Origin of the sequence: Micromonospora sp. URMC 105, assembly GCF_051386295.1 — a bacterium.
In the GTDB taxonomy this organism is placed as follows: Bacteria; Actinomycetota; Actinomycetes; order Mycobacteriales; family Micromonosporaceae; genus Micromonospora.
The window spans coordinates 32,229-51,851 of sequence record NZ_JBPQTL010000037.1 but is presented as its reverse complement, the minus strand read 5'-3'; the positions used below and the strand labels follow the sequence as shown (position 1 = coordinate 51,851).

Below are 19,623 nucleotides of genomic sequence, written 5' to 3'. Positions count from 1 at the left end.
AGCCGGATCGACAGCGAGTTGACGCAGTGCCGGGTGTCCTTCGGGGTGGGCGAAGGGGGCGGCGGCGTCGGGCTGGGCGCCGGTCCGCTGCCGCCGCCGATCTGCACGTCCACGCAGGAGTAGAACGCGTTGGCGGTGTCGGCGATATTCCAGATGGCGAGGATCTTCTGCCGTCCGGAGAAGCCGCCGAGGTTGACGGTGTGGGACACGGTGGCGCCGGGCTGCTGGCCGCCGCCGTTGAAGACGCCGACCCGGGTGCCGCCGATGTAGTACTCCCAGTTGCTGGTGGCGTGCCGGGCGGTGTTGACCCAGGTGAACGTCACCGAGCTGCCGACCGACGTGGCCGGCCAGCCCCGGCTGTCGTCGTTGAGGACGGCGAAGTGGGCGATGTTGGCATGGCAGTTGCGCAGCCCCTTCGGGCCCTCCACGCTCTGCGGCTCGTACTTGATCTGCCCGCAGTCGGGCACCCGGTTCTGGGCGCAGAGCGCCTGCCGGCTGGGCGGCCCGGAGACGTAGCCGTGGGCCTGGGCGGGGGCGGCGACGGCGAGCGAGGACACGACGGCGCCCGCCGCCAGGATCGGGACGGTGACTCTTCGACGCATGATGACAACTCCTCGGCTTCGGCCTGATGAAGATGTCATCCAACATAATTTAAGGTTTGTTAACAGTAAAGACGCCTGTCAATAAAATTATCGACGGTCATCAGCGGATCGCGCTCCGTGTCGGGCGGGCCGCGCGGGCGGTCAGAGCAGCAGCAGGCTGCCCCTCTCGTCCACCCGGTCGGCGGAGTCGTCGTCCAGCCAGACACCCCCGCTGGCCAGGTACCGGAAGCGGTACTCCCCCGGGCCCAGCTTGACCGTCACCGTCCGGGTGCCGTCGCGGCGGGCGACCAGCTCGTGCCGGCCGGGCTCCCAGCCGTTGAAGCAGCCGACGACGCTGACCGGGCCGGGCGGGATGTCCCGGGGCAGGCAGAAGGTGACCCGGGTCTGGTTGCCGAAGAGCTTGTTGCGCTTGATCACGTGATCCTCCGGGGTCGAGGCGGTCCACCAGGTCCAACGCGCGACTCGCCGGGGGCGAAACGCCGCCCGGCCCGATCGGCCGGCGCATTTCGCCCGGCGAAGAGATGTGACACAAGGCGTCAGGTTTTTGCCGGAGCATGACCTGCATGCGCGAAACACCAGAAGAGCTTCAAGAGCTCCAGGACCTGCTCGACTCCTCCCTCGCCCGCTCCACGGCGCACCTGCGCTCGATCATCGCCGAGCGCACCCTGACCGCGGCGCAGCTCACCCGGATCCTCAGCGGCATGTGCGTCCTCGCCCTGTCCACCGTGACGGCGCAGGGCGAGCCGCGGATCAGCGCCGTGGACGGGCACTTCCTGCACGGCAGGTGGCACTTCGGCACGGCACCCGGCGCCGCCAAGGCCCGCCACCTCGCCGCCCGCCCCGCCGCCAGCGTCGCGCACCTGCGCGGCGAGGACCTGGGCGTGTTCACGCACGGCACGGTGGAGATCCTCAACCCCCGCGACGGCGAGCCCGCCGCGGACTGGCCGGACCTGCTGGCCTACTTCAAGGACTTCTACGGCAGCGACGCCTTCGACTGGGCCAACGACGTCGTCTACTACCGGCTGCACCCGCACTGGATGAGCGTCTACGCGCCCGACGTCGACAAGCTCACCGCCACGTGATCTGACGCCTGACTCGGACACGCCGGGGCGAAACGCCGCCCGACCGGATCGACTCGCGGCATTTCGCCCCCGCGGACCCCGCACTGCCGCCACTGTAGGTGTCACCTGTCCTGATACCGGGGGTTTTCGATCGTGGCTACCTGTGAGGTCTGCGGCAACGACTACTGGATGGCGTTCGAGGTGCGCACCGTCAGCGGTGACACCCACACCTTCGACTCCTTCGAGTGCGCGGCGCACAAGCTCGCACCCATCTGCGAGCACTGCGAGGTCAAGATCCTCGGCCACGGCGTGGAGGTCCGTGGCCGGTTCTTCTGCTGTGCGCACTGCGCCCGCGCCGTGGAGGCCCAGGGCGCCGAGATCCGCGACGCCGTGGGGGCCCGCCCGGCCTGACCGGCGCCCGCGGGCCGCGCCACGCCGGGTTCGACGCGGTACGCCGCACCGCCCGGCCTACCATCGCGGGATGCCGACGCAGACCGCCCACGTCCGGGTCGCCGCCTTCGCCGACCTGGACGCCCGCACCTTCCACGACCTGCTCCGGCTGCGCATCGACGTGTTCGTGGTCGAGCAGCACTGCCCGTACCCGGAGCTGGACGGGCGGGACGTCGAGCCCGGCACCCGGCACCTCTGGCTGCAGCACGACGGCGCAGTGCTGGCGTACCTGCGGATCCTGGCCGACCCGGACGGCGCGGCGCGGATCGGCCGGGTCGTGGTGGCGCCCGCGGCCCGGGGCGGCGGGCACGCCGGCCGGCTGATGACCGAGGCGCTGCGGCTGGTCGGCGACCGGCCGTGCGTGCTGGAGGCGCAGTCCTACCTGGTCGGCTTCTACACCCGGCACGGGTTCGCGGTGACCGGCCCGGAGTACGTCGAGGACGGCATCCCGCACGTCCCGATGCGCCGGGAGAGCCGACCCGGGCACCCGGGAGACATTGACGGATAGCGTTTTCCCGTGGGAGCCTGCGGGGGCAGAGCCGTCGCGGGAGCCGCGCAGGGGCTCGGGAGGGGGCAACTCCCGGCCGTCCGGGCGTCGTCGTCGATCGACCCCTCACCCCGGAGGCTCCCTTGTCCGTCCTGCTGCGCAGACGCCCCACCCCACTGGTGGCGGCGCTGCTCGCCGTCGGCGCGATCGTCGCGCTGCTGCTCACCACCGCCCTGGCCCGGTCCGCCTCCGCCCACGGATCGGTGGTGGACCCGGCGTCGCGCAACTACGGCTGCTGGCAACGCTGGGGCAGCGACTTCCAGAACCCGAAGATGGCCACCGAGGACCCGATGTGCTGGCAGGCCTGGCAGGCCGACCCGAACGCCATGTGGAACTGGAACGGCCTGTTCCGTGAGGGCGTCGCCGGCAACCACCAGGCCGCCATCCCGGACGGCCAGTTGTGCAGCGCCGGGCACACCGCCAGCGGCCGCTACAACGCGCTCGACGCGGTCGGCGCCTGGAAGACCGTGCCCACCACGACCAACTTCAGGATCAAGCTGTACGACCAGGCCAGTCACGGCGCCGACTACATCCGGGTGTACGTGACCAGGCAGGGCTTCAACGCCCTGAGCAAGCCGCTGGCCTGGAGCGACCTGGAACTGGTCGGCCAGATCGGCGACACCCCGGCGAGCCGGTGGACGCCGGAGGCCCAGGGCGTCTCGATCCAGGTGCCGGCCAGCGCACCGGGCCGCACCGGCCGGCACATCGTCTACACCATCTGGCAGGCCAGCCACCTGGACCAGTCGTACTACCTGTGCAGCGACGTCGACTTCGGCGGCGGCGGACCCGGCACGCCGCCGACCACCCCGCCGCCGACCACCCCGCCGCCGACGACCCCGCCGGCCGGGGGCTGCACCGCCACCTACCGGGTCACCGCACAGTGGTCCGGTGGCTTCCAGGGCGAGGTGGAGGTGACCGCCGGCGCCACCGCGCTGAAGGGCTGGACGGTCACCTGGACGTACGCGGGCGGCCAGCAGGTCAGCCAGGCGTGGAACGCCACGGTGACCAGCAGCGGGTCCACGGTCACCGCCCGCAACGCCGGCTACAACGGCTCGGTGGCCGCCGGGGCGAAGACGTCCTTCGGCTTCCTCGGCTCCGGCAGCGGGGCGAACCCGACCCCGACCTGCACCGCGACCACCTGAACCGGCCGGCCGGGGCCGCGCACCCGCGCGGCCCCGGTCAGCCGCCCCGCAGCGCCCGGTTCAGCCGGGCCTCGAAGTCCTCCGGCAGCGTGCCGTCTCCCTCCAGGGCGGTCCGCACACCCTCCCGGAAGACCCGGCTGAACTGGAAGTAGTGCGGCACCCGAGGCCGCGGCCGGGCCTCCCGGACCGCCTCACCGAGCAGCGCGAGGTACGGGAACCGCTCCCGCAGCGCCGCATCGGCGTAGACGTCCGTCCGGGTCGGGGCGAAGCCGCCCACCGTGAAGAGCGTGCGCTGGGCCTCCTGCCGGGTCAGGAACTCGATCAGCGCCTGGGCCGCCCGGGGCTGCCGGGTCTGCTTGGCGATGGCGAGGTTCTGCCCGCCCAGCGCCGACGGGCCGGGCAGGCGGGTCACCTCGAAGGGCACCCGGGACGCCGGGGTCGCGTCGGTGGCGGCCAGCGCCCGGTAGTTGACCGGCCAGTTGCGCATGAACAGCGCCCGGCCCTCCTGGAAGTCGCGCAGGCTGCGCCCCTCGTCACCGGGGACGGTGAAGGCGTCGCCCACCAGCAGGCCGGCGCGCCGGGCCGTGGCCACCTCGCGTAGCCGGCGTTCCCAGCGGTCCCGCTGGAAGATCACCCGATTCTCGGTCTCGTCGACGAGCCGGTCGACGCCCCCGGCCCAGACCAGCTCCATCCCGTTGACGGTCAACCCCTCGTACGGGCCGAACTGTCCCACGTACCCGGCGACGGGCCGCTGCGCGGCGCCGCCCGCGCCGGTGAGCGCCGCGCTCCGCTCGATGATGGCGTCCCAGTCGAAACGGGGCACCCCGCCGGGTGCGGCCGGCGGGGTGCCGGTCACCAGGTCCGAACGGTAGAAGAGCAGGCCCGCGTCAGTGTTGAAGGGCAGCGCCCAGAGCGAGCCTCGGTAGCGGCAGGTGTCCAGCACCTCCGGCACGAACGCGTCGAGGTGCCCCGGGGCCAGCCGCGCCTCGTCGACCGGCCGCAGGTGACCGGCGGCGGCGAACTCCGCGGTGAAGGTGACGTCGAGGTTGTAGATGTCGACCTCGTCGTCCGGGTCCGGCCCGGCGCCCGCCGCCTGCGCCTGGGCGATGCCCACCATCTCGCTGTGCTGCTGGTCGGTGGTGACCGGCGCCTCGCGGATCCGCGCCGGGCTCTGCGGGTGCAGCACGTTCCAGAGCTTGACCAGTTCCTCCCGCTGCCCGCCGGAACTGGTGTCCTTGCCGCTGAGAATCACCAGCTCCCCGTGCTCCAGCGGCTGTTCCCGGGTGGCGACGTACCAGCCGAGCGTCGCGACGATGCCGAGCACCGTGCCGACGGCCACCCCGAGCAGGAACGACGCCGGCACCCGGCGTCGCCGACGCGCGGTCGCGGACCGGCCGCCCGGTCTCCGGTCGGTCACTGGCCGGCTCCCTTCTCCCAGAGTTGACGGAACAGCCCGGTCAGGGCCCGGTCCACGGTGCTCGCCTCGGCCTGCACGCACTGCCCGCCGCTGGCCCGGGCGGTCTGCCGCAGGGTGCGGGTGCGCACCCGGTCGTCGCAGCTCGCCTCGCCCACGGCGATCACGTAGAGGCGTACCGGGGGGTCGCCGTCGACCCGGGGCACCAGGCCGCCGCTGGCCGTGTCCCGCCCGTCGGTGAGCACCACGACGGCCCGCAGGTACTCGTCGGCGCCGCCACCCAGCCGGCGGACCTCCCGGATCGCCGCGTCGATGGTCCGGTACAGCGGCGTGTCCCCCGCCGGCACCGTGCGCCGCAGCTCGGCGAGCAGGGCCGCGTCCCGCGCCGGGTCGGCCCGTCCCACGTCCCGGAACCGTCCCGCGGCCCCCGGGTATGCCGTGGAGAACGCCCACAAGCCCACCTCGTCCCGGCCGCCGAGGCGGCGCAGCGAGGCGGCGACACCGTCCACGGCCACGTCGAAGCGGGTGCCCCGGCCCGCCTCCGCCAGCATCGAGCCCGACGTGTCCAGCGCCAGCAGCACCCGGGCCGGCCGCCGGGCCTCCCGGTAGCGCTGGTCGGCCGTGTTCAGGGCGAGCAGGTCGGCGCCGTCGACGAGTTCCCACTGCGGGTTGTCCAGCAGCCAGCCGGGCAGCACGCCGTTCGCCTCGGTCAGCGCCGGCCCGCTGCCGTCCCGGCCGGGCACCCGGAAACCCCGGGCCAGCAACTCGTCGCGCCCCGGCCCGGTCAACCAGCGCCGCAGGTCGTCCGCGGCCGCGCGGGCGTCGGCGCTCTGCCGGGAGTCCGGCCAGCGCAGGAGGACCAGCCGGTGATCCACCCCCGGGGTCAGCTCGGGATAGAAGGCCACCAGCGACCGGCCGGGCGCGGGCCGGCCGTACTCGACGCAGCCGTCGCCGAGCCGCTCACCGAGGTTGAACCGGACCAGGGCCTGCTCGGTGGTGATCACCGCGGGCGGCACCGGACCGGTCGGGTCGGCGGCGAGCTGCCGCTGCCGGCACAGCACGGCGGCGAGGCTGCCCAGCGGGAAGCCCCGCCCGTCCTGGGCCGCCTCCAGCCGCTGCTCGACCTGCTGGCGGATCCACGCCGTGTCGGGCGCGCCGTCGTAGAGCGCCACGTCGACCATCCGGGCCTCGGGGGACACCGCCGGATCGGGACGGACGACCTGCCACCCGGTGCCGGTCACCCGCCGGCCCGAGTCGGTGATCGTCGGCTCCTCCCCCGGGCCCCGGCCGGCCTTGGCGAACAGTTCCGGCCAGGAGAGCGAACGCTGCCGGTCCGCGTCGTCGCGCGCGGGGTCGACGAGGGCGCGGGGCACCCCCAGCACCAGGGGCGAGCGGGCCACCGTCAGGTAGTCCCGGACGGCGGTCAGGTTCAGCACCTGTTGCGACGGCATCTCGGCACCCGGGAACCAGACGTCCGGGCGCGGCCCGACGTCGGCCGGGTACCAGCCCGGCGTGCCCGGATCCGCCTCCGTCGCCGGCCGGCCGGCCGAGTCCGACCAGCCGAGCTGGAGCCCTTGGGCCACCTCCCGCGGCGCGGCCGGGTAGACGAAGACGTTGGTGGTCCGGCAGCCGCCCGCCCGGGCCGCCGTCCACGACTCGTACGCGGCGGCCACCGCCTGGTAGGTCACCAGGTCGTCCGGGGCGGCGGCCACCCGCAGCTCGACCGGTCCGGCGCAGCCGCCCAGCGGCTCGGGCACGGCGGCCAGGCCGACCGCCAGCAGGGCCACCACGAACGCCGCGACCCGGGACCGGGACCGCGGCGACCAGCGGGCCGCGGCCGGGGCGGGGCCGGTGCGCCACCGGCTGAACGGCTGCCGCCAGCGCGGCAGCACCCGGGGCCGGCCGTGCTGGTCGGGCACCGGCAGCCGGCGGATCGGGATCATGAAGGCGGCCGGGCGGGCCGGTTGCGGCCGGACCACCTGGTCGACCGCGACGACCATGCCGATGACGCAGCGCAGCCGGCTGTCCCACACCGGTGCGCCGGAGAAACCCGGCTCGATCTGGTAGCCGGAGTCGCTGCGGTTGGCCAGCTGGATCCAGCCGCCCCCGATGGGCCCGACCACCCACCCCTCGAACCAGCGGCCCTCGGGCAGGGCACGGGGGAAGCCGAAGACCCGGCAGACCCGGTCGCGGGTGCCGGCCTGGCCGGGGCGGGCCAGCCGGACCGGCCGGGCCCCGTCGGGCGCGGGCGCGACGAGCTGGAGGACCGCGTAGTCGCCCGAGCCGTCCGGCCGCCCCGGCTGCCAGTGCTGCGGCAGCACCAACGCGGTCCAGCGGCTCCCCGGCGCCAGCAGCGGGAAGCTCAGCGACACCAGGACCGGGTCGGCCGGCCCGGGCGTCACCGGCTCCGGACCGAGCGCCGCCTGCACGACGTGGGCGCAGGTCAGCAGCCGGGCGGAGTCGATCAGGAAGGCCGCGCCGACGACGGTGCCGGCCCGGTCGTGCACGGCGGCCACGGCGAGCGTCGCCGTGCCGGGCACCGGGCGCTCCGGCCGCTGCGGAGGGCGCCCCGTCGCGCCGGGCATCACGCGGTCGTCCGACGCCGCCGGCTCACGCGGCGGGGTCGGCCCGGTTCCATTCCAGCTGCACCTTGAGGTTGGCCTCCGAGGTGCCGCTGGCCACCACGAGCCCGCCCTTGGCCGCCAGCTTCACGCCGAACTCCACACAGACCCGGTCCGGCGGCTCGGCGGCGTCACGCAGGTTGCGCAGGACGGCGTCGGTCACCGGCCGCAACTGGGCCAGCGCGGACTCCAGCGTCTGGTGGGCCCGCGCCACCACGTCGCCGGCCCGCCCGACCGGGACCACGCCCTCCTCGTCGCCGATCTCGACCCGGACCGCGCCACCGCCGTCCAACGGGAACTCGACGAGCTGAGACACCTGGCCTCCAGACGGATCCGCACCGCAGCGACAGTTACGGTGATGGATCTGCCACGTTACCGGGGGTACGCAATCCCGGCGAGCCCGTCACACCAGGCAGTTGACGATCTCGGCGACCGAGCGGCGCCGGCCGGTGTAGAACGGGACCTCCTCGCGCACGTGCCGGCGGGCGCCGGAGGCGCGCAGGTCGCGCATCAGGTCGACGATCCGGTGCAGCTCGTCGGCCTCGAAGGCGAGCATCCACTCGTAGTCGCCGAGGGCGAAGGAGGCGACCGTGTTGGCCCGCACGTCCGGGTAGCCGCGCGCCATCTTGCCGTGCTCGGCCAGCAGCTCGCGCCGCTCGGCGTCGGGCAGCAGGTACCACTCGTACGAGCGGACGAACGGGTAGACGCAGACGTAGGCCCGGGGCTCCTCGTCGGCGAGGAAGGCCGGGATGTGGCTCTTGTTGAACTCCGCCGGCCGGTGCAGGGCCATCTGCGACCAGACCGGGGTGAGCGCCCGGCCCAGGGTGGTGCGGCGCAACCGCAGGTAGGCGTCCTGGAGGGCGTCGCTGGAGGCGGAGTGCCACCAGATCATCAGGTCGGCGTCGGCGCGCAGGCCGGCCACGTCGTACAGGCCGCGGACCACGACGTCCTTGCCGGCCAGCTCCTCGAGGAGGGCCTCGACCTCGCCGGTGACGTTCTCCCGCAGCGACGGCAGCGGGCTGGTGGCCCGGAACACCGACCACATCGTGTAGCGGATGCTCGCGTTGAGCTCCCTGAGCCGGGCCGCGTTGGTCTGCTCGGTCATGAACCCGATCCTCCCAGTGCTTCGATGATCTCCCCGGCCGCCGTCTCGCCGGAGCGGACGCAGACCGGGATGCCGACCCCGTCGAGGCCGGCGCCGACCAGGACCAGCGTCGGGTGGGCGGCGCGCAACGCCGTCCGGGCGGCGGCGACCCGGTCGAGGTGGCCCGGGGCGTACTGCGGCAGCGCCCCGCCCCAGCGCTGCACGTGACTGGCGAGCGGCGCGGGCAGCGCCACGCCGAGCACCCCGGACAGCTCCCGGTGCACGGCGGCCACCAGGTCGGCGTCCGCCAGGTGCAGGGACGTCTCCTCGCCGTACCGGCCGACCGAGGCGCGGACCAGGGCGATGCCGTCCGGCCGGGCCAGGTGACCCCACTTGGTGGTGAAGAACGTCGACGCCTTGATCAGCAGGCCCTCGGTGGCCGGCACCAGGAAGCCGGAGAGCGTCGGCAGCTCCGGCCGGGGCAGTGCCAGGGTGACCAGCGCGACGCTGGCGTAGTCGAGCCCGCCGATCGCGGTGGCCACCTCGGGGGTGACCCCGGCGAGCAGCCGGGCGGCGGGCCGGGCAGGAACGGCGAGCACCACCGCGTCCGCCTCGACCAGCTCCGGGTCGCGGGTCGGGCCGACGGTCAGCCGCCAGCCGCCGCCCACGACGGGCGTCAGCTCGCGGACCGCCGCGTCCCGCCGGATCGTCGCGCCGCTGGCCGTCGCGGCGGCCTCGACCAGGGTGGAGAGCCCTCCGGCCAGGGTGCCGAAGACCGGCGCGCCGGGGGCGCGCGGCGCGGCGGCCTGGGCGGCGCGGACCGCCCCGGTGAGGGTGTGCGCGACCCGGGCCGCGCGGGCCAGCGCCGGCATGGTGGTGACCAGCGACAGGTCGTCGGCCCGGCCGGCGTAGACGCCACCGAGCATCGGGTCGACCAGCCGGTCCACCACCTCGTCGCCGAGGCGGGCCCGGACCAGCTTCCCGACCGAGACGTCCTCGTCCGGCCCGAGCAGCGGCCGGCCGCCGTCGCGGTCGGCGTCCGCGGCCGGCTGCGCGACGGTCGCCACCTGCTCCAGATCCCCGGGTACGCCCACCAGCGTGCCGCCCGGCACCGGGCGTAGCCCGCCGTCGACGGCGAGCGCGGCCTGCCCGACGGTGGGGTGCACGATCTGCTCGGCCAGCCCGAGCCGGCGGATCAGCGCGACGGCGGCGGACTCCCCGCCGGCCGGGTCGCGCATCAGGAACGACTCGGCGCCGAACTCCACCGGCTGCCCGGCCAGCTCACCGGTGCGCAGCTTGCCGCCGAGCGCACCGGACTGCTCGTACACCGTGATCTCGGTGCCGGCGGGCGCGCGGTCGCGCAACCGGACGGCGGCGGCCAGGCCGGCGATCCCGCCGCCGACCACCGCCACCCGCCACGGCCGCCGCACGACGGCTCAGCCCTGCTCGGCCCGGCGCGCGGACACCTCGTGCACCAGCGCGACCACCCGGGTCAGCACCTCGGGGTCGGTCTCCGGCAGCACGCCGTGACCGAGGTTGAACACGTGGCCGGGGGCGGCGCGGCCCTGCTCCACGATCCGCCGCACCTCGGTCTCCACCACCGACCAGGGGGCGAGCAGCACGGTGGGGTCCAGGTTGCCCTGCACCGCCCGGTCCGGGCCGATCCGGCGGGTGGCGACGTCCAGCGGGGTACGCCAGTCCACGCCGACCACGTCGGCGCCGGCCTCGCCCATGGCGCCGAGCAGTTCGGTGGTGCCCACCCCGAAGTGGATCCGGGGCACCCCGGCGTCAGCCAGCCCGGAGAGCACGGCCGCCGAGTGCGGCAGCACGTAGCGGCGGTAGTCGGCCTCGGAGAGCGCCCCGGCCCAGGAGTCGAAGAGCTGCACCGCGGAGACCCCGGCCGCCACCTGCACCCGCAGGAAGGCGAGGGTCACCTCGGCGAGGCGGGCGCAGAGCGCGTGCCAGAGCTCCGGCCGGCCGTACATCAGGGCCTTGGTCTTCGCGTGGGTCCGCGACGGCCCGCCCTCGACCAGGTAGCTGGCGAGGGTGAACGGCGCGCCCGCGAAGCCGATCAGCGGGGTGTCGCCCAGCTCCTTCACGAGCAGCCGGACCGCCTCGTCCACGTAGGACACGTCGTCGCGGTCGATCGGGCGGATCCGCTCGACGTCGGCGGCGGTACGCACCGGCTCGGCCACCACCGGCCCGGTGCCCGGGACGATGTCCAGGTCGACCCCGGCCGCGGCGACCGGCACCACGATGTCGCTGAACAGGATCGCGGCGTCGACCCCGTGCCGGCGGACCGGCTGGAGGGTGATCTCCGCGACCAGGTCGGGGCGGCGGCAGGAGTCCAGCATCCCCACGTTGGCCCGGATCTCCCGGTACTCCGGCAGCGACCGGCCGGCCTGGCGCATGAACCAGACCGGGGTGTGCGGGACGGGCTCGCGGCGGCAGGCCCGGACGAAGGGCGAGTCGGCCGGTCCCCCGGGGCGGGGTTCTCCGTCTCGGGCGGCAGTGCCCGTGGTGTCGGTGGTCATCGCGGCAATCGTGCCACGCGCGGGGACGACCCCAGCGGGCACCGCCGCCTTTTGTGACCCGCGTCCGCCTGGCCGTCCGGCCCTGGTGCCGAGGGGCCGGATCGTGCCGGGCGCCCACCCCGCCACCCGGCTCCGGCCCACCGCCACGGCCCCGGCGTTCGGCGCGCCGTCCGCGCGGGCGGGCGGGGCGCGGCATAGGCTGCCGGTCATGGCCCCCCCGATCGCGCTCCCGGAGACCTTCGCCCGCGCGGTCGCCGGGCTGCGGTCGGTGACCCCTCGGGCGGAGATCGCACTGGAGGAGGTCGGCGCCCCCCAGCGGCTCGCCCCGTACGCGTTCGCGCTCTCCGCCGCCGTGCTGCGCGACTCCGACGAGGTGGCCACCGGGCGGCTGATCCTGCTGCACGACCCGGCCGGGCACGAGGCGTGGCAGGGCACCCTGCGGCTGGTCACCTACGTCACCGCCGAGCTGGAGGTCGACCTGGCCGCCGACCCGCTGCTGCCCGGGGTGGGCTGGACCTGGCTGGTCGACGCCCTGGAGGCGCACGACGCGCGCTACCGGGCGGCCGGCGGCACGGTCACCCAGACCATGTCGACCCGGTTCGGCGAGCTGGCCGGCCCGCCCGCCGCCGGGGACGTCGAGATCCGGGCGTCCTGGACCCCGCTCGGCGACGACCTGGCCCCGCACCTGCAGGCCTGGTGTGCCCTGCTCGCCTCGACGGCGGGGCTGCCGCCGCCCGGGGTGACGGCGCTTTCCGAGCGCCGCCCGGCCGGCGCGGCCTAGCGCCCGGGTCAAAGTCCTCGGTCGAGGACTTTGACCCAGGCCCTGACCCCGGGCGAGGCGCTCAGAGGTAGTTCTCGGCCTCGTCGCAGACCTTGTTCATGCCCTTGCTGGCCTTCTCGAAGGCGCTGCGGTTGCCGGCCGCGGCCGCGCCGAGCGCCGTGGTCAGCTTGTCCAGGCAGGTGGCGATGACCTTCTTCTGCCGGGCCTGCTCGTCGCGGTCGTTGCGGGTGCCGGTGAGGTCCTGCTCGGTGTCCGCCAGCTTGTCCTGGGCGCCCTGCAGGTCGGCCCGGAGCTTCTCCATCTCCTTGGTGTTGGCGGCGATGGTGCCGTCCCGCTCGCTCACCTGGCCCGAGAGCCGCCGCTCGGTGCTGGCCAGCTCGCTGCTCTTGACGACGAACAGGCCGGTCATCACGCCGCTGAGCACGAAGAGCAGCCCGGCCACGACGGCCAGGATCAGCACCTTCCGGCCCGCGCCGGCACCCGGGGCGGGCACGCCGAACGGGGCCGCCGACCCGGGCGGCGCCGACATCGGCTGCCCGTAGGCGGGCCCGGAGACCGGCGGGGCCGACATCGGCTGCCCGTAGGCGGGCCCGGACACGGGCGGGGCCGACATCGGCTGCCCGTAGACCGGCGGGGCCGACATCGGCTGGCCGTACCCAGGTCCGGAGACCGGCGGGGCCGGCGTCGGCTGGCCGTACATGGGACCGGAGGCCGGCGGGGCGGGCGCGTACTGGCCGGGAACCGGGGGTGCGGAGACCGGCCCGCCCGGGTGCGGCGCGGCGGCGGCCGGCTGGTCGCCGGCGTGCGGAGCCGCCGGCGACTGCGGATCCGGGGCGGTCGGCGGCTGGGGCGGGTATGCCGGCCGGAAGCCCTCCGGCCCGGTCGGTGGCTGGGACATCTGTTCTTCCTCCAGGTGACTGGTCTGCCGCGATGCGCCGCGACGGACCGGGGACGAGTCGGGTCGATGGCCGACAGGGCGTCGGCGGGGCCGGCCGGGAACGGCCGGCCGGAAGCAGGGGCGGTGCGGCCGGGCCGGCGCAGCGCCGGCCCGGAAGCGGGGATCAGCAGATCCGGAAGCCGTCGCAGGCGGTCTTGATCGGCACGGCGAGCCCGATGCCCTCGGCGTCGCGGGCCTTGGCCGTGGCGATGCCGACGACCTGTTTCGCGCCGTTGATCACCGGCCCGCCCGAGTTGCCGGGATTGATCGGTGCGTCGAACTGGATCACCTGTCCGGAGCCGTCCTCGTCCTTGCGGAAGGCGCTCACCACACCGGTGGTGACGCTGTCCGCCAGCCCGAGCGGGGCGCCGACCACGACGATCTGCTGCCCGGACTTCACCGGGCTGGGCGCGGTGGTCAGGCCGGTGAACCTGCCGGTGGCCCGCAGGTGGGCGATGTCGTTGTCCTTGTCGACCTTGACGATGGTGGCCGGGAAGCGCTGGTCGGTCCGCTCCAGGAAGACCTGCCGACCGCCGCTCTCCCAGACCGACTCGACCACGTGGAAGTTGGTGAACAGGTTCGCCGCGCCCCCGGCGACGGGCTTGCCGACGACGAAGGCGGTGCCGGTGAACTGGCCCGCCCGGACGCGGAAGACGCTGGGCAGCACGGCGCTGGCGATGGCCTCCGGGTTGAAGGCGGCGCCGGCCTGCTTCTCCAGCGCCCCGGCCCGCTGTTCGAGGCCGTCGAGCCGGACCTCGGCACCGTCGCGGGCTGCGGCGAGCCGGCCGTCGGTGGCGGCGACGCGGTCGGAGAGCCGGTCGATCTGGTACGCCTGGACGCCCGTGACCACCGCCAGCAGGCCCGCCAGCCCGAGGGCGGCCACGGTGAGGCCACGGCCCCGGTGCGGGGCCGGCGGGGCGGGCGGCGGCATCGCCCCGGGTGGAAAGGGGCCGGGGAACGGCCCGGGTGCGCCCGGGTAGGCCGGCGCGGCGGGGGTCGCGGCGCTCCACTGCCCGGCCTGCGGCGGGGGCGACCAGGTGCCGCCGGGCGGCGGGTAGGCCCCGGCCGGCGCGACGTCGGCCGGCTGTCCCGGGAGGCCGGGCTGCCTGGGGTCGGGCACCGGCGGCGGGGCCGGCTGGCCGGGTGCGCCCGGCGGCGGGTACGCCGACGGCCAGGGGCGTTCGATCCGGGGTGCCAGCGGTCCGGGGCGGTCGTCGCCGGCCGCCTGCGGCCCGCGCTCTTCCGTGCCCGGCGCCGGTACCCCGCCGCCCGGGCCGTACCCAGCCGTCATGATGGCCCCCGCCCTTCCCCGTCGCCCCCGTGTGGCGCCACCTCGACCGGCGCGAGGCTCGATGGACCGTACCTGCGCGTACGCGCTTTGTCTCCCCCGTTGTCCGGCCTTTCGCGACACCTGCCGGCCGCCCCGGCGACACACGACGGACCGGCTGCGCACACCGGATCGCGCCGCGCACTAGGGTTGTCAGGTGACCGACGAACCACCCCTGCGCCGTCGGGCCGCCGAAAGCCGTACGGGAGACGCCCAGCCCTCGGCCGCGCCGGAGCCGGAGGACGTGGGGACCGACCAGCCCAGCGGCGGCCCCGTGCCGCTGACCGCTCCCCGCGACGGCACGCCTCAGCCGGTGGCCACCCCGAGCGCACTCGACGAGGTCGTGGCCCGTTTCGCCGACGGCCACGGCCCGGTGGCCCTGGACGCCGAACGCGCCTCCGGCTACCGCTACAGCCAGCGTGCCTACCTGGTGCAGCTGCGCCGGGAGGGCGCCGGTACGGCGCTGATCGACCCGCTGCCGCTGCCCGACCTGACCGCGCTGGACGAGGCGATCGGCGGGGCGGAGTGGGTGCTGCACGCCGCCAGCCAGGACCTGGCCTGCCTGGCCGAGGTGGGGCTGCGCCCACGCCGGCTCTTCGACACCGAACTGGCCGCCCGGCTGGCCAACTTCGAGCGGGTCGGCCTGGCCGCCCTCACCGAACAGCTACTCGGCTACACGCTGGAGAAGCACCACTCGGCGGCGGACTGGTCCAGCCGGCCGCTGCCCGAGTCCTGGCTGACCTACGCCGCCCTCGACGTGGAGATGCTGGTCGACCTCCGCGACGCCCTCGACGAGGAGCTGAAGCGGCAGGGCAAGTCGGAGTGGGCGGCGGAGGAGTTCGCCGCGCTGATCCGCACCGGCGCCCGCCCGCCCCGGGTACGCGCCGAGCCGTGGCGGCGGACCTCGGGCATCCACCGGGTACGCGGGGCGCGGGCCCAGGCCCGGGTCCGTTCCCTCTGGTACGCCCGGGACCAGATCGCCGCCCGGCGGGACGCCGCCCCGGGCCGGGTGCTGCCGGACTCGGCGATCGTCGCCGCCGCCGAGCTGGACCCGAAGGACGAGAAGACCCTGCTGACCCTGCCCGGGTTCGGTGGCCGCTCGGTCCGCCGGCTGGCCCGCACCTGGCTGGCGGCGCTGGACGACGCCCGGCAACTGCCGGAGGACGCGCTGCCGGTGACCCCGGCGGTGGAGGGACCGCCACCGCCGCACCGCTGGGCGGAGCGGGACCCGGTGGCTGCCGGCCGGTTGGCCCGCTGCCGCGAGGTGGTGGTCCGGGTGGCCGGGGAGCACAACCTGCCCCCGGAGAACCTGATCGCCCCCGACTCGGTACGCCGCCTGGCGTGGCTCCCGCCGGAGGAGATCACCGAGGCCACCGTCGCCGAGACCCTGCGCGGCTACGGCGCCCGCGAGTGGCAGCTCACCCTCCTGGTCGCCGGCCTCACCGAGGCCCTCGCCACCCCCTGACGCCGGCCCGGCGTCGTTGATTTTGAAGTGGCCGCCCCCGCCCCTCGACGGGCCGGGGCGCCACCGTGCCGGCCCGCGCGTCCGCAGCGGCGTACGGGTGTGGGCTTGACCACACGAGGGGTGCTGTCGGCGTTGGTTACTGGCGAGTAGCATCCGGGGGAACACGCCCGTGCCGGCGACCTTCATTCGGTCCGTAGTGCGCCTCTCGGCGCGGAGGTCGAATTATGGTCGAAAAGGAGGCTCCAAGTGCCCCGTGAAGTTCGGGATGTCGTCTTCGTCGACGGCGTCCGTACCCCGTTCGGCAAGGCGGGTGGCATGTACGCCAACACCCGCGCCGACGACCTGGTGATCCGCTGCATCCGTGAGCTGCTGCGCCGAAACCCGCAGCTGCCGCCGGAGCGGGTCGAGGAGGTGGCCATCGCCGCCACCACCCAGATCGGCGACCAGGGTCTGACCATCGGCCGCACCGCCGCCCTGCTGGCCGGGCTGCCCAAGACCGTGCCCGGCTTCGCCATCGACCGGATGTGCGCCGGCGCGATGACCGCCGTCACCGCCGTCGCCGGCGGCATCGCCATGGGCGCGTACGACATCGCCATCGCCGGCGGCGTCGAGCACATGGGCCGGCACCCGATGGGTGAGGGCGTCGACCCCAACCCGCGGATCATCGCGGAGAAGCTGGTCGACCCGTCCGCCCTGGTCATGGGCGCCACCGCGGAGAACCTGCACGACCGGGTCCCGCAGATCACCAAGGAGCGCACCGACGCGTTCGCGCTCGCCTCGCAGCAGAAGACCGCCAAGGCGTACGCCAACGGCAAGCTCCAGGACGACCTGGTGCCGGTTGCGATCCGCGACGCCGACGGCGGCTGGGGCCTGGCCACCACCGACGAGGCTCCCCGGGAGACCTCGCTGGAGAAGCTCGCCACCTTGAAGACGCCGTTCCGCCCGCACGGGAAGGTCACCGCGGGCAACGCGGCCGGCCTGAACGACGGCGCCACGGCCAGCCTGCTCGCCGACGAGGCCACCGCGCGCGAGCTGGGCCTGCCGGTCGCCATGCGGCTGGTGTCGTACGGCTTCGTGGGCGTCGAGCCCGAGGTGATGGGCGTCGGCCCGATCCCGTCGACGGAGAAGGCCCTGCGCATCGCCGGCCTCACCATCGCCGACATCGGCCTGTTCGAGCTGAACGAGGCGTTCGCCGTGCAGGTGCTCGCCTTCCTCGACCACTTCGGCATCGCCGACGACGACCCGCGGGTCAACCCGTGGGGCGGGGCGATCGCCATCGGTCACCCGCTCGCCTCCTCGGGCGTACGGCTGATGACCCAGCTCGCCCGCCAGTTCGCCGAGCACCCCGAGGTCCGCTACGGCCTCACCGCCATGTGCATCGGCATCGGCATGGGCGGCACCGTGATCTGGGAGAACCCGCACTGGGAGGGCAACAAGTGAGCGCGCTCGCCGCACCGAACGAGGTCGTCACCAAGGCGCTGCTGCGCGCGGTACGGGTGCCGGGGCTGGACAAGCCCGCCGCCCTGATCACCCTGGACAACGGCTTCGACCACACCAAGCCGAACACCTTCGGCCCAACCGGTCTGACCAGCCTGGACGAGGCGATCACCGCCGCGCTGGCCGCCGACCCGGCGTTCATCGCGGTCACCGGCAAGCCGTACATCTTCTGCGTCGGCGCCGACATCGTCGGCCTGCCGGCGCTGGCCGACCGCGAGCAGGCGCTGGAGATCGGGCGGCTCGGCCACCGGGTCTTCGCCCGGCTCAAGGACAGCTCGATCCCCACCTTCGCCTTCGTCAACGGCGCGGCGATGGGCGGCGGCCTGGAGCTGGCCCTGCACTGCCACTACCGGACTCTCTCCGGCGGCGCGGCGGCGCTGGCGCTGCCCGAGGTCTCCCTCGGCCTGGTGCCCGGCTGGGGCGGCACCCAGCTGCTGCCGAACCTGATCGGCATCCCGGCGGCGACCCAGGTGATCATCCAGAACCCGCTGATGCAGAACAAGATGCTCAAGCCGAAGCAGGCTGCCGAGATGGGCATCGCGGACGTGCTGCTGGAGCCGGCCGACTTCCTGGAGCGGTCGCTGGAGTGGGCCGCCGGCGTCGTGCGGGGCGAGGTCACCGTGACCCGGCCCGAGGTCGACAAGGACATGTGGGCGGGCGTGCTCTACTTCGCCCGGCAGACCCTGGACCAGCGGCTGCACGGCGCGGTCCCGGCCGCGTACAAGGCGCTGGACCTGCTGGAGACGGCGAAGGACGCGGACTTCGCCACCGGCACCGCCGCCGAGGACGAGGCGCTCGCGGACCTGGTCTTCTCCGAGGAGCTGCGCAGCGGCCTGTACGCCTTCGACCTGGTGCAGCGGCGGGCCAAGCGGCCGGCCGGCGCGCCGGACAAGGGCCTGGCCCGGCCGGTCACCAAGGTGGGCATCGTCGGCGCCGGCCTGATGGCCAGCCAGCTCGCCCTGCTCTTCGCCCGCCGCCTGCAGGTGCCGGTCGTCATGACCGACCTGGACCAGGCCCGGGTGGACAAGGGCGTCGGCTACGTGCACACCCAGATCGAGAAGGCCGTCAGCAAGGGCCGGATGGACAAGGGCACCGCCGCCAAGCTGTACGGCCTGGTCAGCGGCTCGGTGGACAAGGGCGTCTTCGCCGACGCCGACTTCGTCATCGAGGCGGTCTTCGAGGACCTGAACGTCAAGAAGCAGGTCTGGGCCGAGCTGGAGAAGATCGTCAAGCCGGAGGCGGTGCTCGCCACCAACACCTCCTCGCTGTCGATCACGGCGATGGCCGAGGAGCTGGAGCACCCGGAGCGGGTCGTCGGCTTCCACTTCTTCAACCCGGTCGCGGTGCTGCCGCTGCTGGAGATCGTCCGCGGCGAGCGGACCGACGACGCCACGCTGGCCACCGCGTTCGCGGTCGGCAAGCAGCTGCGCAAGTCCTCCGTGCTGGTCTCCGACGCCCCGGCGTTCGTGGTCAACCGGCTGCTCACCCGCTTCCTCGGCACGGTCTTCGCCGCCGTCGACCAGGGCACCCCGCTGGACGTGGCGAACAGCGCGCTGGACCCGCTGGGTCTGCCGATGCGCCCGCTCGCCCTGCTCCAGCTGGTCGGGCCGGCCGTGGCGTACCACGTGGGCGGCACCCTGCACGCCGCGTTCCCGGACCGGTTCGGGGTCAGCGAGAACCTCAAGCGGATCGCCGACTCCGGCCAGCCGATCGTGGTCGACGACCAGATCAACGACGAGGTCGCCAAGCTGCTCGTGGTCGGCGACCAGCCGCTGACCGCCGAGGAGGTACGCCAGAACGCGCTGGACGCGCTGGCGCAGGAGATCCGGCTGATGCTCGACGAGGGCGTGGTCGCCGAGGCGCAGGACATCGACCTGTGCATGATCCTCGGCGCCGGCTGGCCGTTCCACCTGGGCGGCGTCACGCCGTACCTGGACCGGACCGGCACCTCCGAGAAGGTCACCGGCAAGCGGTTCCTGCCGCGCGGGGTCGCCAGCCTGCGCGGCTGACCCCTTCCGCTGCACCCCGATCGCGGTGGTCGGCACTCCCGTCAAGGGCGTCGCCGGCCACCGCGATCGTCGTCTCCGGCCCCGGCGCGGACCCGCCACGGCGGCCACTTGCGCGGCCCGGTCAGACTCGGGCGGGGCAGCGCAGCACGCCC

At 74.7% G+C, this 19,623-nt stretch carries 18 protein-coding genes; 8 read left to right on the top strand and 10 right to left on the bottom strand.

Annotated elements, in window-relative coordinates:
* On the bottom strand, nucleotides 1–602 hold a 602-nt coding region (locus ACSNN7_RS14755), incomplete at its 3' end, for a lytic polysaccharide monooxygenase auxiliary activity family 9 protein (RefSeq protein ID WP_436681325.1).
* Nucleotides 603–743: 141 nt separating this feature from the next.
* On the bottom strand, nucleotides 744–1,019 hold the full coding sequence (locus ACSNN7_RS14750) for an isoamylase early set domain-containing protein (RefSeq protein WP_436681324.1): 276 nt from the start codon (nucleotides 1,017–1,019) through the stop codon (nucleotides 744–746).
* Between the two features lie 146 nt (nucleotides 1,020–1,165).
* Between ACSNN7_RS14750 and ACSNN7_RS14745 the strand changes: the two genes are divergently transcribed.
* From ACSNN7_RS14745 to ACSNN7_RS14730, 4 genes are all read left to right on the top strand, one after another.
* Complete coding sequence (locus ACSNN7_RS14745; RefSeq protein WP_436681323.1) at nucleotides 1,166–1,684, top strand: pyridoxamine 5'-phosphate oxidase family protein; 519 nt, start codon at nucleotides 1,166–1,168, stop codon at nucleotides 1,682–1,684.
* Nucleotides 1,685–1,816: 132 nt separating this feature from the next.
* Nucleotides 1,817–2,074, top strand: coding sequence for a Prokaryotic metallothionein (locus ACSNN7_RS14740; protein WP_436681322.1), 258 nt, complete (start codon nucleotides 1,817–1,819; stop codon nucleotides 2,072–2,074).
* A gap of 70 nt (nucleotides 2,075–2,144) precedes the next feature.
* Nucleotides 2,145–2,621, top strand: coding sequence for a GNAT family N-acetyltransferase (locus tag ACSNN7_RS14735; protein ID WP_436681321.1), 477 nt, complete (start codon nucleotides 2,145–2,147; stop codon nucleotides 2,619–2,621).
* Between the two features lie 131 nt (nucleotides 2,622–2,752).
* A complete protein-coding gene (locus ACSNN7_RS14730; RefSeq protein WP_436681330.1) occupies nucleotides 2,753–3,802 on the top strand; it encodes a lytic polysaccharide monooxygenase auxiliary activity family 9 protein in 1,050 nt (349 codons plus the stop codon).
* 37 nt (nucleotides 3,803–3,839) lie between these two features.
* Here ACSNN7_RS14730 and ACSNN7_RS14725 read toward each other — a convergent pair whose 3' ends face one another.
* From ACSNN7_RS14725 to hemE, 6 genes are all read right to left on the bottom strand, one after another.
* Nucleotides 3,840–5,219, bottom strand: a complete 1,380-nt coding sequence (locus tag ACSNN7_RS14725) for an extracellular solute-binding protein (protein ID WP_436681320.1) — start codon at nucleotides 5,217–5,219, stop codon at nucleotides 3,840–3,842.
* Nucleotides 5,216–7,756 (bottom strand): trypsin-like peptidase domain-containing protein, encoded by a 2,541-nt coding sequence (locus ACSNN7_RS14720; RefSeq protein ID WP_436681319.1) that lies wholly within the window; start codon nucleotides 7,754–7,756, stop codon nucleotides 5,216–5,218. The genes ACSNN7_RS14725 and ACSNN7_RS14720 overlap by 4 nt, the downstream gene beginning before the upstream one ends.
* A 70-nt stretch (nucleotides 7,757–7,826) precedes the next feature.
* Nucleotides 7,827–8,153 carry a CU044_2847 family protein gene (locus ACSNN7_RS14715; RefSeq protein WP_334454212.1) on the bottom strand — a complete coding sequence of 109 codons (327 nt, stop codon included), beginning with the start codon at nucleotides 8,151–8,153 and terminating at the stop codon, nucleotides 7,827–7,829.
* A gap of 87 nt (nucleotides 8,154–8,240) precedes the next feature.
* Nucleotides 8,241–8,942 (bottom strand): hydrogen peroxide-dependent heme synthase, encoded by a 702-nt coding sequence (hemQ, locus tag ACSNN7_RS14710; protein WP_436681318.1) that lies wholly within the window; start codon nucleotides 8,940–8,942, stop codon nucleotides 8,241–8,243.
* Nucleotides 8,939–10,351: a protoporphyrinogen oxidase gene (gene hemG / locus ACSNN7_RS14705; protein ID WP_436681316.1), complete on the bottom strand. Its 1,413-nt coding sequence runs from the start codon at nucleotides 10,349–10,351 to the stop codon at nucleotides 8,939–8,941. Before hemG ends, hemQ begins: the two co-directional genes overlap by 4 nt.
* 6 nt (nucleotides 10,352–10,357) lie before the next feature.
* On the bottom strand, nucleotides 10,358–11,455 hold the full coding sequence (gene hemE, locus ACSNN7_RS14700) for a uroporphyrinogen decarboxylase (RefSeq protein WP_436681315.1): 1,098 nt from the start codon (nucleotides 11,453–11,455) through the stop codon (nucleotides 10,358–10,360).
* Between the two features lie 208 nt (nucleotides 11,456–11,663).
* Between hemE and ACSNN7_RS14695 the strand changes: the two genes are divergently transcribed.
* Nucleotides 11,664–12,236 (top strand): DUF3000 domain-containing protein, encoded by a 573-nt coding sequence (locus ACSNN7_RS14695; RefSeq protein ID WP_436681314.1) that lies wholly within the window; start codon nucleotides 11,664–11,666, stop codon nucleotides 12,234–12,236.
* A 61-nt stretch (nucleotides 12,237–12,297) separates the two neighbouring features.
* Here ACSNN7_RS14695 and ACSNN7_RS14690 read toward each other — a convergent pair whose 3' ends face one another.
* The gene (locus ACSNN7_RS14690; protein WP_436681313.1) at nucleotides 12,298–13,134 is read right to left on the bottom strand and encodes a hypothetical protein; all 837 of its coding nucleotides are present in this window, start codon (nucleotides 13,132–13,134) and stop codon (nucleotides 12,298–12,300) included.
* 163 nt (nucleotides 13,135–13,297) lie between these two features.
* The gene (locus ACSNN7_RS14685) at nucleotides 13,298–14,464 is read right to left on the bottom strand and encodes a S1C family serine protease (protein WP_436681312.1); all 1,167 of its coding nucleotides are present in this window, start codon (nucleotides 14,462–14,464) and stop codon (nucleotides 13,298–13,300) included.
* 193 nt (nucleotides 14,465–14,657) lie between these two features.
* On the opposite strand from ACSNN7_RS14685, the gene ACSNN7_RS14680 reads away from it, so the two are divergent.
* The 3 genes from ACSNN7_RS14680 (at nucleotide 14,658) to ACSNN7_RS14670 (ending at nucleotide 19,471) form a co-directional block, all read left to right on the top strand.
* Complete coding sequence (locus ACSNN7_RS14680) at nucleotides 14,658–15,965, top strand: ribonuclease D (protein ID WP_436681311.1); 1,308 nt, start codon at nucleotides 14,658–14,660, stop codon at nucleotides 15,963–15,965.
* Nucleotides 15,966–16,211: 246 nt separating this feature from the next.
* Nucleotides 16,212–17,405: a thiolase family protein gene (locus ACSNN7_RS14675; RefSeq protein WP_436681309.1), complete on the top strand. Its 1,194-nt coding sequence runs from the start codon at nucleotides 16,212–16,214 to the stop codon at nucleotides 17,403–17,405.
* Complete coding sequence (locus ACSNN7_RS14670; protein WP_436681308.1) at nucleotides 17,402–19,471, top strand: 3-hydroxyacyl-CoA dehydrogenase NAD-binding domain-containing protein; 2,070 nt, start codon at nucleotides 17,402–17,404, stop codon at nucleotides 19,469–19,471. Before ACSNN7_RS14675 ends, ACSNN7_RS14670 begins: the two co-directional genes overlap by 4 nt.
* The last annotated feature ends 152 nt before the right edge of the window (nucleotides 19,472–19,623 follow it).